This window comes from Saccharomonospora marina XMU15 (genome assembly GCF_000244955.1).
Classification (GTDB): Bacteria; Actinomycetota; Actinomycetes; order Mycobacteriales; family Pseudonocardiaceae; genus Saccharomonospora_A; species Saccharomonospora_A marina.
The window spans coordinates 1,626,331-1,640,358 of record NZ_CM001439.1; the positions used below are offsets into that span (position 1 = coordinate 1,626,331).

Below are 14,028 nucleotides of genomic sequence, written 5' to 3' on the forward strand. Positions count from 1 at the left end.
AGGTGAGGGTCTGTTGTGAAGCTCGCCCGGTTCGGACCGCAGGGTGCGGAGCGTCCCGCCGTGCTCGATCGAGGAGAGGTCTACGACCTCGGCGGGCTCACCGCCGACGTGGACGGCGCGTTCCTCGCCTCGGGTGGCATCGAGCGGGCGCGCACAGCGCTGGCGCAGCGGCAGTTGCCGGTGCTGCCGCAGCAGGCGCGGTCACGAGTCGCGGCGCCCGTCGCCAGGCCGAGCGCGGTGATCTGCGTCGGCATGAACTATGCCGAGCACGCCGCCGAGTCGGGCTCGCGGCCGCCGAGCACACCGATCCTGTTCCTCAAGACGCCCAACACCGTCGTCGGTCCCGAGGACCCGGTCGCCATCCCACCCGGCAGCGAGCGCACCGACTGGGAGGTCGAACTGGGCGTGGTCATCGGCAAGCGCGCCTACCGGCTGGCTTCCGTCGAGCAGAGCATGGAACACGTGGCCGGATTCGTCATCGGCAACGACGTCTCCGAGCGGCGACACCAGTTGGAGGACTCCGGCGGGCAGTGGAGCAAGGGCAAGTGCGCCCCGGGCTTCATGCCGACCGGTCCGTGGCTGGTCACCCCCGACGAGGTGGACCACACCGGGCTGCGGTTGCGCAGTTGGGTCAACGGAGAGCCGAGGCAGGACTCCACCACCGCCGACATGGTGTTCGGCGTGGAGTACCTCGTGTGGCACATCAGTGCCTACCTGGCACTCGAACCGGGTGATCTGGTGATGACGGGAACGCCGCAGGGCGTCGCGCTGTCCGGCCGGTTTCCCTACCTGCGGCCGGGCGACGTGGTGGAACTGGAGATCGAGGGCCTCGGCAGGCAGCGGCAACGATTCGTGGCGGGAGAACAGGAGTAGGCCATGGCCGAGTTCACGGGACTGGTTGCCGCGGTGACCGGTGGCGCATCGGGGATCGGCGCCGCGGTGGTGGCCGAACTGCGGCAGCGGGGTGCCGAAGTCGCGGCACTGGACGTGTCGCCGGTCGATGCCGAGGGCGTCTTCGGTGTGCGCGCCGACGTCACCGACGATGATTCGGTCCGCGCGGGGATCGCCGCCGTGGTGGAGCGGTTCGGCGGCCTGGACATCCTGGTCAACAACGCCGGGGTGGGGGCACAGGGCACGGTCGCCGACAACGACGACGCGGAGTGGCTGCGGGTGCTCGACGTCAATCTGCTCGGCGTGGTGCGGACCAGCCGAGCGGCGCTGCCGCACCTGCGGCGGTCGAAGGCCGCGGCCATCGTGAACATCGGATCAATCGTGGCGACGGCGGGCTTGCCGCAGCGGGCGCTCTACAGCGCCACGAAGGGAGCCGTCACCGCGCTGACCCGGGCGATGGCGGTCGACCACCTCCCGGAGGGTATTCGCGTCAACTGCGTCCATCCCGGAACCGCCGACACACCGTGGATCGCCAGGTTGCTCGACGCCGCCGACGATCCCGACGCCGAGCGGGCGGCGCTGCGCGCGAGGCAACCACACGGCAGGCTGGTCGCTGCCGAAGAGATCGCGCACGCCGTCGCCTACCTCGCCGGCCCACTGGCGTCCTCCACCAACGGTGTGGGGCTGGCCGTGGACGGCGGGATGCAGGAACTGCGGCCGCGCCCACGCCACTGACGACCCGAACACTCAGATCTGTTCCACCAGGGTTTGCCGGATCCACTGCTCCACGCCAGCGATGTGTACGGTCGCCCACGCCCGTGCCACGTCGGGCTGCCGGTCCGAAAGCGCCCGCTGGATCGCGCGGTGCTCGGTGAGTGTGCGCTCGACCGCGGCCTCCTGTGTGATGCCTCGCCACGTGCGTGCGCGCTGGGTACGGCCGGAGACGCTGTCGACGAACGAGCACAGCACCTGGTTACCTGAGCCCGCCGCGATGCGGTGATGGAACTCCAGGTCGTTGACCACCAGCTGTTCCACGGTGGGCCGGTCGCCGAGCGAGTCGAGCAGCACGGCCAGTTCGTCGATGTCGTGCTTGGGCATGGTGAGTGCGGCCATCGCGGTGGCCTCGGGTTCGAGGATGCGTCGCACCTCGAGGAACTGCAGCACGGTGTCGTCGCGGTGAAAGTCCACGACGAAACCCATCGCGTCCATCAGCAGCGCGGGTTCCAGGCTCGTCACGTATGTGCCGTCGCCCTGCCGGACGTCGAGCACGTGAATGAGCGACAGCGCGCGGACGGCCTCACGCAGCGAGTTGCGTGACAGTCCGAGCCGGTCGGCGAGGTCGGCCTCGCGCGGCAACCGGTCTCCTGGGCGCAACTCCCCGTCGACGATCATCTGCTTGATCGCCTCGATCGCGTCGTCGGTGACCGACATGGTGCCTAGCCCCTTCACTCGCCCCGGTCGCGGCCGAGGCCGAGCTGTTCGGCGAGGCTCCACAGCAAGGCGATGCCGTCGTCGCCGCCGGAGTAGTCGTCCGCCTTCTCGTGCAGCGGCCCCACCGTGGCCTGCCAGCGCATGTTGCCGGGGTGGTCGCGCAAGGCGGCGCGCATCGCCTTGTAGTCGGCCACGTCGACGAGGTGGAACAGGTGCCTGCCGTCCCGCCAGATCCGCCAGTCCCGCACGCCGTGTTCGGCAAGCGCCGCCGCGACATCCGATGGGATGCTGGCGTGCAGGGCTTCGTAGTCCAGCTCCCTTCCTGGCTTCAGTACGGTGTGCAGGGCGATCTGCGGCATCGGCACTCCCTTGGTCGAGAATGCCGCCAGAATACATCCGATCTTTGATGGTTGGTTCAGCCTCGTCCGTGGTGCTCGAGCAGCACGGTGAGCAGCCGCACCAACTCCTCGCGTTCCGGCACGGAAAACGGTGCCAGCAACTCGTCCTGCACGGTGGCGAGCACGTCCGCCAGCTCGCGCAGGCGCTGCCTGCCCGCCTCGGTGATCGTGATGACGTTGCGGCGGCGGTCGGACGGATCCGGGCTACGCCGCACGAAGCCGCCTTCGGCGAGTTCGTTGACGGCGGCGACCACATCACTGAGGTGGATACCGCTTCGCCGTCCCAGCGTGGCCTGGCTGGCGGCGCCGAAATCGTCGAGGGCGGCCAACAGGCGGAAATGGTAGCCACGCGCGCCCACCGCGGCGAGTCGTTGCGACACCAGCCGGTGCGCGGGCACCGCGGTCTGGGAGAGCAGCCAACTCGGCAGTGTTCGCAGGCGTTCGGGCGCGGAATCCGAGGCCGGTCTGTCCATGTAGGAAGCGTAGTGGGCGGTGTATGCGGCGCCGATGAACAGCGCTTGCCCGCGAGTCCCCGCTCGGCTCCGTTGCGTCACTCGTCGCCTGACGGGTGCGGTGGTGGAAGCGAGGGACCCGCGGGCAGCGGGAGAGTACACACGTCGCGCGGTGGATGTGACGCAACCCACAGCGCTACGGAGCCGACCTGTCGGAGCGCGCTCAGCAGTCGCAGCGCCTCGCGCGGTTGTGCGGCAGCAAGGACAGCACCTTGGCCATCGCGCAGGTGTTGCTCAGCGCGGCGAAGGTCAGTCCGGCGCCGACGAACCCGGCGATCCACTTCAGCGGCTCGAACGCCAGGCTCGACAACACACCGATGAGCACGAGCATGCCCGCGACGAGGCGGACCTGACGCTCCATCGTCCAGGTCGAGCTTCCGTGGTGCAGCGGTGCCTGGCTCTGCTCCCAGGCGTTGATTCCACCACGCAGCACGGTGAGCCTGCTGAACCCGGCCGTCTGCAGCAGTTGCCGGGCCTGCTCGGCTCGAGGCCCGGCCGCGCAAACCAGCACCAGGTGGTCCTGCGGCGTGCTCGCCAGTTCATCCACGTTCTTGCGCAGCGTCGACAGCGGTACGTGGCGGGAGCCGGGGATGTGCGCCTGGTTGAACTCGGCCTCCGTCCGGACGTCGATCAGTCGCGCGCCCGAACCGTTCTGCAGCAGTTGGCTGACCTGCGTGACGTCGGCGGTCGCGGGGATCGTGTCGGACACGTTGTCTCCTGTCACTGTGCGCGAACATGCGCTCGCGGAAGGTAGCGGAATGGAAAACCAAAAATGGACACCGGTCCGCTGGGTCACAGCGCCGCCCGAGTCCGCGAGGCACAGTAAGGCAGAGCCATTCGGAAATCAATACCGGTCGCGGGATTCTACCCGCCTTCCGCGGGAGCATGGTGACCGTTTCAAAGCCGTGATGTAACCTGAGCCGCCGTCGTGACTCGGGGATCACGTCCCGCGGGCTCCGTCCTGCGGCGACTGCCCCGAACTGTCCGAATACTCCAGAAAGCGAAGCTTCATGAGCGGCTCCAGCGGGCGTAAGCCCGGCATCTCCTTGAAGGCTCGCGTGCTCGCGATCGCGCTGGTCCCGAGCTTCGTGCTGCTGGCCGCGGGGGTCGGGTTCAATACCTACGCACTGATTGAGGCCGTACAGAAACGAGATACCGCGGAACTGCTGGCCGACGGTTACAACATGGCCGTTCCCTTTATGCCGGCCATGAGTGAGGAACGCAGGGCGAGCCTCGCCGTAGTGGCCAATCCGTCGCAGCGCAACAAAGCAGCCCTCGCGCAGGCACGGCAAGGCATGGATCAGCTGATGTCGCGGTTCAGCAGCATCTCCTCGCAGGTGGCGGATGCGATGCCGCAGCGCGCGAAGGAGGCGATCACCAGATTCGTCTCCGCCATGCCGCGCATGATGGAGCTGAGGCAAAACGTCGACAGCGGCAGGATCTCGCGGTTGCAGGTGTACCAGGCGTTCAACCAGATCGCCGATGCGATGATCGTCGCGGCGGACTCCATCGGCCGCGACTCCACGGACAAGGAAACGGCCCTCTACCGCTCCACCGCCTCCGACCTGATGCGGATCTCCGACTGGCTGGTGCGTAGCAACTCGCTGGCGGCCGCCTCGATGCAGGGCGGCGGCATGACCAGGGCAGAGCTGGAGGAATTCAGCTCGCTCACGCGCGCCTATCGTGCCGAGTTGGCCTCCGTCGGCAGCAGGCTGCCCGACGAGGAGCAGCGACAACTCCAGGAGTTGCAGAACTCCCCGCAGTGGCAGCAGCTGGGCCGGATGGAGACAGCTCTGGTCACGCAGGGCTTCGTGGAATTCGACGAGCAGGCCCAGATACTTGGTTACGTCGACCCGGCCGGCCAGTTCGACCCGACCGCTTCCGACGTCGAGTTGCCGCTCAGCGACCAGGAGTGGCAGGCGGCGGCGCGGGAGAGCGCGACCGAGCTCAGCAGCATGGGCCTCGGTGAGCTGGGCACGGCCGCGGCGGCGATGGAGAAGGAAGCGGCCGAGGACCAGCTGACCCGCTCGGTGCTCATCGCGGTGGCGAGCCTGGTGCTGGCGCTCGCGGTGCTGTTGCTGGCCATGCGGATGGGCAACAGCGTCGTGCGGCGGCTTCGCAGGCTCCGGGACGACACGCTGCGAGCCGACGAGCGACTGCCCTCGGTCGTGCAGCGAATCAGGGACGGCGAGCCGGTCGACGTCTCCGAAGAGGTTCCCGAACTGCACGTCGGATACGACGAGATCGGCGAGGTGGCCGATGCGTTCAACAAGGCACAGCAGACCGCTGTCAACGCCGCCGTGCAGGAGGCGCAGCTGCGGGAAGGCACCAACGCGGTGTTCCTCAACATCGCGCGTCGCAGCCAGGCCGTCGTGCAGCGCCAGTTGCAGGTGCTGGACAAGGCAGAGCGTGCCGTGGAGGACCCTGACCAGGTGGAGCTGCTGTTCCAGCTCGACCACCTGAGTACCCGCGAGCGGCGCAACGCCGAGAACCTGATCATCCTCGGCGGCGGCCAGCTCGGCCGTCAGTGGCGGGACGGCGCGAGGCTCATCGACGTGGTCCGCAGCGCGGTGTCGGAGACCTCGCAGTACAACCGCGTGAACATCGGCCGCATCCCTGACATGACTCTGGTCGGCCGAGCGGTGGCGGACGTCATCCACCTGCTGGCCGAGCTGGTGGACAACGCCATCGAGTTCTCGCCCCCCGGTTCCCGCATCGAGGTGCGGAGCAACCCGGTGGGCAAGGGCACTGTCATCGAGGTCGAGGACCAGGGCATCGGCATCGATCTGGAGGACCGCGAGGACTACAACGCGATGTTCCGCGAGCCGCCGGACTTCAGCGTGATGGCGCTCACCCAGGACTCGCGCATCGGCTTCTTCGTGGTGGCGAAGCTGGCGCACGAGCACGGGATCAAGATCACGTTGCTCGAGTCCATCTACGGGGGCGTGCGGGCGGTGGTGCTGCTGCCCACCAACCTCACCGCCGTGGAGGCGGCCACGCAGGACAGTGACCCGGCCGACGACGACGCCACCCTGCGTGCCATCCCTCGGGTTCCGGCCGCCGCGGGCGTATCCAACGGCCAGTCGTCGCTGTTCGCCGAACACCAGGGCAACGGCAAGGTGGCACATCCCGGCGCCGAGCCGAGCACGAACGGCGCGGGGGAGGCTCACGTGGACGAAGAGTTCCGGACGAGGCGCAGGCCCGGGGCTCAGCCACCGCCACAGGCACCGCAGCAGGTACCGCCGCAGCCACAGGGGCCGCCGCAGCACCAGGCGCCGCAACACCAGGTGCCGCAACACCAGGTGCCGCAACACCAGGTGCCGCCGCCGCCCCAACCGCAGTGGCCGTCGCAATCGGAGGGTGACCTGCCACCGCTGCCGAGACGCCGAAGGCAAACCCATCTGGCGCCACAGTTGCAGGACGACCCGGTATCCGACCAGGAACCGGAGCCCGAGCACGAGTCGGCAGAGCCCGACTTCGATCAACGGGCGGCGCAGGCGCGCAATGTAATGAGCGCGTTCCAGCGAGGAACGGAACGTGGCCGCGCCGAGGAACAGGGCCCGTGGCGTCCATAGATAATCTCGGCACGCTGATCGACAAGAACTGGCGGTGGATCGGAAGATGACGACAACGGTTGATTTGAGCTGGCTGCTCGACGACTTCGTCCGCAGGGTGGTCGGAATCGACCACGCTGTGGTCCTCTCGACAGACGGCCTGCTGCTCGGCCGTTCGCACAGCCTGACGGAGGAGGAGGCCGAGCACCTGTCGGCCGTGGCGTCGGCTTTCCAGAGCCTGTCCCGTGGCACGGCGCGGCACTTCCACGGCGGCGAGGTACGGCAGACGCTGGTGGAGATGGACGAGGCCTTCCTGTTCGTCACGGCTGCAGGCCGTGGCGCGTGCCTGGCGGCGTTGACGAACGCGCAGCCCGACCTGGGGCTGGTGGCCTACGAGATGAACCGGCTCGTGAAGCGGGTCGGTGCGACGCTGTCCGCGGCGCCGCGGACCCCCGCCCAGGAAGCAGCACGAGGTAGCACATCGCCATGAACCGGTACGGCGAGCCCTGGGAGGAAGCACCCGCGGACCCGCTGGTCCGTCCGTTCTTCCTGGCCGGGGGTAGGGCCCGCCCGACACGGCACGATCTTGAGCTGATCAGTCTGGTCGTGGCGACGACCGTGGACGCGAGGGGAGCGCTGGGACCGGAACACGCGGAGATCGTGCGCCTGTGCCAGCAACCCCAGTCCGTGGCCGAGGTGTCCGCCAAGATTGATCTGCCCATTGTCGTGGTGAAGGTGATGTTGAGCGACCTCATCGAACGCGGGTATCTCGTGTTCCGCTCGCCTCCGACCACGACCGACATTCCCAGCCCACAGCTACTGCAGGCGGTTCTCGATGGTATTCGAAGGCTCTGAGCGGATCGGCACGAACGCGCTCGCGTCCGCGGTCAAGATCCTCATAGCCGGAGGATTCGGTGTAGGCAAGACGACGATGGTCGGCGCGGTGAGCGAGATCCCACCACTGCGTACCGAGGAGATGCTCACCGAGGTCGGGGCAAGTGTCGACGACCTTTCCGGGGTGGAAGCCAAGACCACCACGACGGTCGCGATCGACTTCGGCAGGATCACGATCAATCCCAAGCTGGTGCTGTATCTGTTCGGGACGCCCGGCCAGCAACGATTCTGGTTCATGTGGGACGAACTGGCCAGGGGAGCGCTCGGTGCCGTCGTGCTCGCCGACACCCGCAGGCTGGACAACTGCTTCGCGTCGGTGGACTTCTTCGAGCGAAGGAGGGTGCCGTTCATGGTGGCGGTGAACTGCTTCCACGGCGCGCCGGTCTACGACGTCGAACAGGTCAGGGCCGCCCTCGACGTCGACCCCGAGGTTCCCATTACCCTCACAGATGCGCGGGACAAGGAACTCAGCAAGCACGCGCTGGTCACGCTCATGGAGTACCTGATCAAGCTTCGCAGTGCGGATGCGGGCGTCCGCGCTCCACAGCCGTCGCGGTAAGGTCGGCCACCGTCACAGGTACTCGACGTTCGCGCCGGACAGTCGGCGCCGGGTGTCGAGGATGGCGGTGGCGTTGCGTTGCACCAGTGTGTAGTCGACATCGTCGTGGTCGGTGAGCAGCACCACGGCGTCGGCGTCCCGCACCACCTGGCAGGACAGCTCGACGAGCTTCACGGTCGAAGGGCATCGGTGGGGTTCCACATGGGAGTCGACGGCCTGCACGTTCGCGCCCTGCTCGGTGAGCAACTCGGTGATCCGCAGCGCTGGTGACTCGCGGATGTCGCCGGTGTTGGGTTTGTAGGCAAGGCCCAACAGCAACACCGTGCTGTCGTTGACAGGCTTGCGCATGCGGTTCAGCGACGCCCCCAGCCGCTGCACCACGTAGTCCGGCATGTGGTCGTTGACATCGTTGGCCAGGCTGACGAACCGGAAGTCCCGCTTGAGGTCACGACGCACGCGCCAGGACAGGTAGGTCGGGTCCACCGGAAGGCAGTGCCCGCCCACACCCGGTCCCGGCGTGAACCGCATGAAGCCGAACGGTTTGGTCGTGGCCGCGTCGATGGCCTCCCAGATGTCGACACCCAGCTGGTGGGCGAAAACGGCCAACTCGTTGACCAGCGCTATGTTCACGTGGCGGAACGTGTTTTCCAGCAGTTTCGCGAGCTCGGCCTCCTTCGGCGTCGTAACCGGCACGGTCTGCTCGACGAGCCGGTCGTACAGTCGCCGCACGGCGGCAAGCGAGCGGCTGTCGACTCCCGACACCACCTTCGGCGTGTTCGCGAACCGCCAGCGGGTGTTTCCCGGGTCGATGCGTTCGGGGCTGTACCCGACCAGGAAGTCCTGTCCGGCCGACAGCCCACTGCCCTTCTCCAGCAGCGGCACCACCAGCTCTTCCGTGGTACCGGGGTAGGTGGTGGATTCCAGCACCACGGTGACACCCGGGCGGACGTGCTGCGCGATGCTGCTCGTCGCTGCCTCGATGAAGCTGAGGTCGGGGGAGGAGTCCCGCAGCGGCGTCGGTACCGTGATGATGGCGGCGTCGAACCCCTCGACGTCGGCATAGTCGTCGGTCGGCCGGTACCTGCCCGACGACAGCGCTCGTTTCAGCTCGTCGTCGGTCACGTCCTCGACATAGGAACGGCCGTCCCGAAGCGACCACACCCTGACGACGTCGACGTCCACACCGACCACGTCGAAACCGACCTCGACGGCACGCATCGCGATCGGAAGCCCGACGAAGCCCTGCCCGACGACCACAAGCCGCCCCGGCGATTTCGCGACCGTGCTCACCGATGCCCCCTCTGCGGTGTGGAGGTGCCTGAATCCCAGTGGTGGTTGGATGTCACGTGCACGTGATCGCGGGTCTCGGACCGCGCGGTCGGCCGAAACTCCACCGGCTGCGGTTCGCGCACCCGGGGGATGGACACCTCGCTGTCGACGAGTTCGGTCATCGCGCGAGCGACGTCGAGCTGGGAGCCGACGGTGCGCACGGTCGCCGTGTCTATTCCGGACACCCGGATGTGGGAGATCGCCGGGTGTACCGGCCGCCTGTCCAACTCGCCGGAGCCGAAGAGTTCCTCGTGCAGCTTCTCCCCACGGCCGAGGCCGGTGTACACGATCGGTGACTGGCGCCCGGACAGCGCCATCAGCATCTCGGCAAGCTCGGTGATCCGCACCGGTTCCCCCATGTCGAGGACGAGCGCCTCACCCGAGCGGCCGATGGCGGCTGCCTGGATGACCAACTCGACCGCCTCCGGCACCGTCATGAAGAACCGGGTCACCTCCGGATGCGTCACGGTGAGCGGTGAACCGGAGGAGAGTTGCTCGGCGAAGGTGGTGAGTACCGACCCTCGGCTGCCGAGGACGTTGCCGAACCGTACGGAGAGGAAGGTGCCGCCGCAGCGGGCGGCGGTGCCCGCCACCAGGCGCTCACCGATTCGTTTGGACCGGCCGAGCACGCTGGAGGGGTTGGCGGCCTTGTCGGTGGACACGTTGATGAACTTGCCGACTCCCGACTCGCATGCCGCGTCCAGCAGCGTGATCGTGCCCAGCACGTTCGTCTTCCACGCTTCCTCGGGATACCGCTCCAGCATGGCGAGGTGTTTCAGTGCCGCCGCGTGGAACACCACGTCCGGCTTGTGCCGCAGGAACACCTCCCGTATCCGGTCGGCATCGCGGATGTCGGCGAGGATGACGTCCGGCGAGTCGAGGTCGGCCTTGCCGTAGAGGGACAGTCGCACCGCGTGCAGCGCCGACTCGTCCCGGTCGAGCATCATGAGCGCGGCAGGCTTGAACTTGTCGACCTGGCGACACAGCTCCGAACCGATCGACCCGCCCGCGCCGGTGACGAGCACGCGTTGCCCGGCGAGGTATCCGGCGATGGAATCCACGTCGGTGTCGACCGGTGCCCTGCCGAGCAGGTCGGTGAGGTTGAGGTCGCGAAGATCGGAGAAGTCGGCCCACGGCCGAAGCAGTTCCGTAAGCGGTGGCAGCACCTTGACGTCGAGCGAGGTGTTCGCGGCGGCGGAGACCAGTGAACGCATGGCGGCAGGGTCGGGGTTCGCCATCGCGACGATCAGCAGTTGCGCGCGGGTCTCTCGAGCGACTGCTTCCAGCTGTCCCGTGCCGCCGCGTACCGGTACTCCCGCCACCCGCGCGTTCGGCGTTTCGGTGTCGTCGTCCAGTACTGCCACCGGGAGCAGTTCGCCCGCCGTGCCGGAGAGCATCGAGCGGATGAGTTGCTCGCCCTGCGGCCCCGAGCCGTACACGATGACCCGCCGTGCGCGAGACTGCCGCGGTCGCAGCCTGCGGGCACGGTACACGCGGGCGAGAAGCCGCGCTGCGGCCGACATGGACAGTGCCAGCAGGGTCGCGATGACCGGCACCGACCGCGGGATCGACGGGGTCAGCCCCAGCAGTACAGCGATCAGCAGCGCGAATCCGCCGATGATCGTGGATTTCGCGAGGTTGAGAACGTCGTCGAGGCTGCCGACGGCATATCCACCGGAGTACAGGCGACTCGCCGAGCCGGTGAGCCACGACGCGAGCACGGCGACCGCCGCCGCCCGGACAAGCGCGCCGCCGTAGACCTGATCGAGTGTGAACTCGTATCTCAGCCAACTGGCGAGCAAAATCGCGAGCAGCCACGAGAATCCGTCGACGGCTGCCAGCAGGGCGGTTTTTCGCCGCCATGGCGCGGTTAAGGCCATGACAAGGTCGTGCATGGTGCTACCTCGCACTCTGATCTCCTGGACGCGGGCATCGCGCGACCCGAGGGTGAACCGACTGCCGGGGGACGACATTCACCCGGTGGGCAGCGAGCGGGAGTCCGCAGGGCCGGACAGTTGGAACTGGCGATATCGGCCCGGACGGAAATCACGCCGCTGTTGGTTCCGGCGGTGTCTTCTTTGATTCAGGCGTCGCTGATTCCCCGGGGAATCGCGTGGTCCGGGAGGGTCCGGGGAGGTGATCCGGTTACGTGGTCACGTTAGCACCGTTGCTTGTGGCCTCGCATTGTGCTGTCGTGCCCGTTGAACCATTCGGGTAATTGTCTGGCCGGCTGAATTGCTTTTCATACGGTTTCCCGCGCCGGGGATTCCATAACAGGTTCGGCCAACCTTCCTACGAATGGTGTTATGGCGCCCGCGATGGTCTCGGCCATGCTGCGATGAACGGCGGCCGACCGGCCGCGGGGGTCGGGAATCGTGTCGTCGTGCTCGGTGGCGTAGCAGACGGCACCGCGACGCTGGGCCGCCAGTGCCACCAGCCGCGCCGCGCGATCGACCGGGTGCGGGGGAAGCCCGGCCGCAGGGATGTCCTGGATGTGCCTCGCGAACTCGCGGATGCAGAAGGTCCTGCGCAGAGCCGAAGGCGCGAGATGGACGACCGCGGAACGGTGTTCGCGGTCGGCCGTCAGCACGAGGTCCGCGTTCGCCGCGGTCTCCGGCTGCAGCCGCCGTGCCCTGAATTGCGCCGCCGAACCCGCAAGGCCCCGCCTGGCCAGTTCGGCATGTGCCAGGACGTCGATCCGCGCACCGGGTAACGCCTCCACCCCGGCGCTGCCGACGACGAACCGGTCTGCATCGGTGGGGCGGAGTCTGGCCTTGATGAGGCTGTCGGTGAGGAACTGTGCGAACGGTGATCTGCAGATGTTTCCGGTGCAGACGAACAGTATGCGAAAGTTCTGCCCGGTGTGGCTGGTGGTCATTGCATCACCTCGTGACGGTCACCGGACGTGGTGCCTTTCGTGTCGCCAGCCTTGTTCCGGTACCGGGATGGGCTGCTGCTGTCCCGGCTGCTCGCCATGGCCGTTCGTGGTGGTCTGCCCCACTTCGGTGGCGGCGCCGCGCTGCGCCGGGCGGGCTGCCGCGGGCCGCCGTTCCTCCGAGTAGTAGTAATAGTGGTAGTAGGACGTCGATTTCGGCTGCGGAACCATGGTCAAAACCGTGCCGAGCGTCCGCACCGAGGCGGCTTCCAGGGCCGAAACCGCGGCCTTCACCTGGTTCGTCGTCGTCTTACCGTGCCGGGCGACGATCAAGGCCCCGTCGCACTGCGCGCCCAGCACCGCCGCGTCGGTCACCGGAAGCAGCGGCGGTGCGTCGAAGATGATGAGGTCGTACCGGCCACGAAGCTCCTTGAGCAAGGTGCTCATCTGCTGCGACGCGAGCAGCTCGCTCGGGTTGGGCGGGATGGGGCCGCTGGCGAGTACGTCGAGCATGTTGAAGTTCCACGGCTGCACGGCGTCGCTGAGCGAAACGCGGCCGGAGAGCACGCTCGTGACACCGACGGCGCCCTCTACCCCGAGGTAGTGTGCCGCTCGCGGACGCCGCAGGTCGGTCTCGACCACCAGCACCCTGCTGCCCGCCTGCGCCACCGCGATGGCGATGTTGCACAGCGTCGTGGTCTTGCCCTCGTCGGGGATCGCGCTCGTCACCACGATCGCCTTGTTCGGACTGTCCACGTCCACGAACTGCAGGTTGGTCCTGATCTTTCGGAACTCTTCGCTGCGTGGCGACTGCGGGTCGGTGTGTACGGTCAGCGGCCGCTTGGGCACCTCGGGATCGAACGCGACGTTCCCGAGGTGAGGTGTGTCGGTGATCTTCGCCAGGTCCTGCTGGGACTTGATGCTGGTGTCCAGCAGGTGCCTGGCCATGGCGGCGCCGTAGCCGCCGAGCAGGCCGAGGAGGACACCGACAGCGATGTTGAGTACCGGTCGAGGGCTGACCGGACCGCCCGGGATGCGGGCGGACTCGACGACCTGCGCGGTCACGGTTGGTGGCCCGCCGGCAGCGGGCCGCTCGAGTTGCCCGACCAGCCCGGTGAACGAGCCCGCCGCGGCGTTGGCGAGATCGCGTGCCCGTGCCGGTGAGGGATCGGTCGCCTGAACGCTCAGCAGCACCGTTTCCGGCTCCGACGACGAACTCAGTTGTCCGGCCACCTCGTCGGCGGGGACGTTCAGTCCGAGTCGGTCGACGACGTCCTGGCCGATCCTGCGGCTGGTGAGCAGTTGTGTGTACGACTTGACCTTGTCGGCGGACAGGCGGTTGCCCTGGTATGCGTCGGTCAGATCGCCGGTGGCGTGCGAGGAGATGTAGATAGTCGCCTGCGCGGAGTACTGCGGCACCATGGTCCAGGTGACGGTCGCGGCTGTGGCGATGCCGAGCAGCAGGCCTACCAGGATGGTTTTCCAGCGTTCGCGTGCAACCTGCAAGTAGTCGTGCAGGGTCAACACGGCACCTCCGCCCAGTTCGTCGTCGACGTCGCTTACCCGGCGAGGACTGGGCCGGAAG

General features: G+C 67.7%; 14 protein-coding genes. 6 read left to right on the forward strand and 8 right to left on the reverse strand.

The features are described 5' to 3' along the window. Positions 1-15: 15 nt before the first annotated feature. A complete protein-coding gene (locus SACMADRAFT_RS07690; protein WP_009153234.1) occupies positions 16-873 on the forward strand; it encodes a fumarylacetoacetate hydrolase family protein in 858 nt (285 codons plus the stop codon). A 3-nt stretch (positions 874-876) separates the two neighbouring features. Further along, positions 877-1,626, forward strand: coding sequence for an SDR family NAD(P)-dependent oxidoreductase (locus tag SACMADRAFT_RS07695; protein WP_009153235.1), 750 nt, complete (start codon positions 877-879; stop codon positions 1,624-1,626). 12 nt (positions 1,627-1,638) lie between these two features. Here the strand turns inward: SACMADRAFT_RS07695 and SACMADRAFT_RS07700 are convergent, their stop codons facing one another. From SACMADRAFT_RS07700 to SACMADRAFT_RS07715, 4 genes are all read right to left on the reverse strand, one after another. Next, positions 1,639-2,322 carry a FadR/GntR family transcriptional regulator gene (locus tag SACMADRAFT_RS07700; RefSeq protein ID WP_040925593.1) on the reverse strand — a complete coding sequence of 228 codons (684 nt, stop codon included), beginning with the start codon at positions 2,320-2,322 and terminating at the stop codon, positions 1,639-1,641. A 14-nt stretch (positions 2,323-2,336) separates the two neighbouring features. Continuing rightward, the gene (locus tag SACMADRAFT_RS07705; protein ID WP_009153237.1) at positions 2,337-2,681 is read right to left on the reverse strand and encodes an L-rhamnose mutarotase; all 345 of its coding nucleotides are present in this window, start codon (positions 2,679-2,681) and stop codon (positions 2,337-2,339) included. A 56-nt stretch (positions 2,682-2,737) separates the two neighbouring features. After that, positions 2,738-3,193: a MarR family winged helix-turn-helix transcriptional regulator gene (locus tag SACMADRAFT_RS07710; RefSeq protein ID WP_040926185.1), complete on the reverse strand. Its 456-nt coding sequence runs from the start codon at positions 3,191-3,193 to the stop codon at positions 2,738-2,740. A gap of 202 nt (positions 3,194-3,395) precedes the next feature. Continuing rightward, positions 3,396-3,941, reverse strand: coding sequence for a rhodanese-like domain-containing protein (locus SACMADRAFT_RS07715; RefSeq protein ID WP_009153239.1), 546 nt, complete (start codon positions 3,939-3,941; stop codon positions 3,396-3,398). Positions 3,942-4,242: 301 nt separating this feature from the next. On the opposite strand from SACMADRAFT_RS07715, the gene SACMADRAFT_RS07720 reads away from it, so the two are divergent. From SACMADRAFT_RS07720 to SACMADRAFT_RS07735, 4 genes are read left to right on the forward strand one after another with little or no spacing between them, the layout of a single operon-like run. Next, the gene (locus tag SACMADRAFT_RS07720; RefSeq protein ID WP_009153240.1) at positions 4,243-6,807 is read left to right on the forward strand and encodes a sensor histidine kinase; all 2,565 of its coding nucleotides are present in this window, start codon (positions 4,243-4,245) and stop codon (positions 6,805-6,807) included. A 46-nt stretch (positions 6,808-6,853) separates the two neighbouring features. After that, positions 6,854-7,276, forward strand: coding sequence for a roadblock/LC7 domain-containing protein (locus SACMADRAFT_RS07725; protein ID WP_009153241.1), 423 nt, complete (start codon positions 6,854-6,856; stop codon positions 7,274-7,276). Beyond that, positions 7,273-7,641, forward strand: coding sequence for a DUF742 domain-containing protein (locus tag SACMADRAFT_RS07730; RefSeq protein WP_009153242.1), 369 nt, complete (start codon positions 7,273-7,275; stop codon positions 7,639-7,641). Before SACMADRAFT_RS07725 ends, SACMADRAFT_RS07730 begins: the two co-directional genes overlap by 4 nt. Then, positions 7,622-8,239, forward strand: a complete 618-nt coding sequence (locus SACMADRAFT_RS07735) for a GTP-binding protein (RefSeq protein ID WP_009153243.1) — start codon at positions 7,622-7,624, stop codon at positions 8,237-8,239. The genes SACMADRAFT_RS07730 and SACMADRAFT_RS07735 overlap by 20 nt, the downstream gene beginning before the upstream one ends. Before the next feature lie 12 nt (positions 8,240-8,251). On the opposite strand, the gene SACMADRAFT_RS07740 is transcribed toward SACMADRAFT_RS07735, so the two are convergent. The 4 genes from SACMADRAFT_RS07740 to SACMADRAFT_RS07755 all read right to left on the reverse strand — a co-directional run bounded on the left by SACMADRAFT_RS07740 (position 8,252) and on the right by SACMADRAFT_RS07755 (position 13,967). After that, a complete protein-coding gene (locus SACMADRAFT_RS07740) occupies positions 8,252-9,529 on the reverse strand; it encodes a nucleotide sugar dehydrogenase (RefSeq protein ID WP_009153244.1) in 1,278 nt (425 codons plus the stop codon). Then, on the reverse strand, positions 9,526-11,478 hold the full coding sequence (locus tag SACMADRAFT_RS07745; RefSeq protein WP_198285940.1) for a nucleoside-diphosphate sugar epimerase/dehydratase: 1,953 nt from the start codon (positions 11,476-11,478) through the stop codon (positions 9,526-9,528). The genes SACMADRAFT_RS07740 and SACMADRAFT_RS07745 overlap by 4 nt, the downstream gene beginning before the upstream one ends. A gap of 332 nt (positions 11,479-11,810) precedes the next feature. Further along, positions 11,811-12,446 carry an arsenate reductase/protein-tyrosine-phosphatase family protein gene (locus tag SACMADRAFT_RS07750; protein WP_009153246.1) on the reverse strand — a complete coding sequence of 212 codons (636 nt, stop codon included), beginning with the start codon at positions 12,444-12,446 and terminating at the stop codon, positions 11,811-11,813. A gap of 18 nt (positions 12,447-12,464) precedes the next feature. Beyond that, on the reverse strand, positions 12,465-13,967 hold the full coding sequence (locus tag SACMADRAFT_RS07755) for a polysaccharide biosynthesis tyrosine autokinase (RefSeq protein ID WP_157617210.1): 1,503 nt from the start codon (positions 13,965-13,967) through the stop codon (positions 12,465-12,467). Positions 13,968-14,028: the final 61 nt, after the last annotated feature.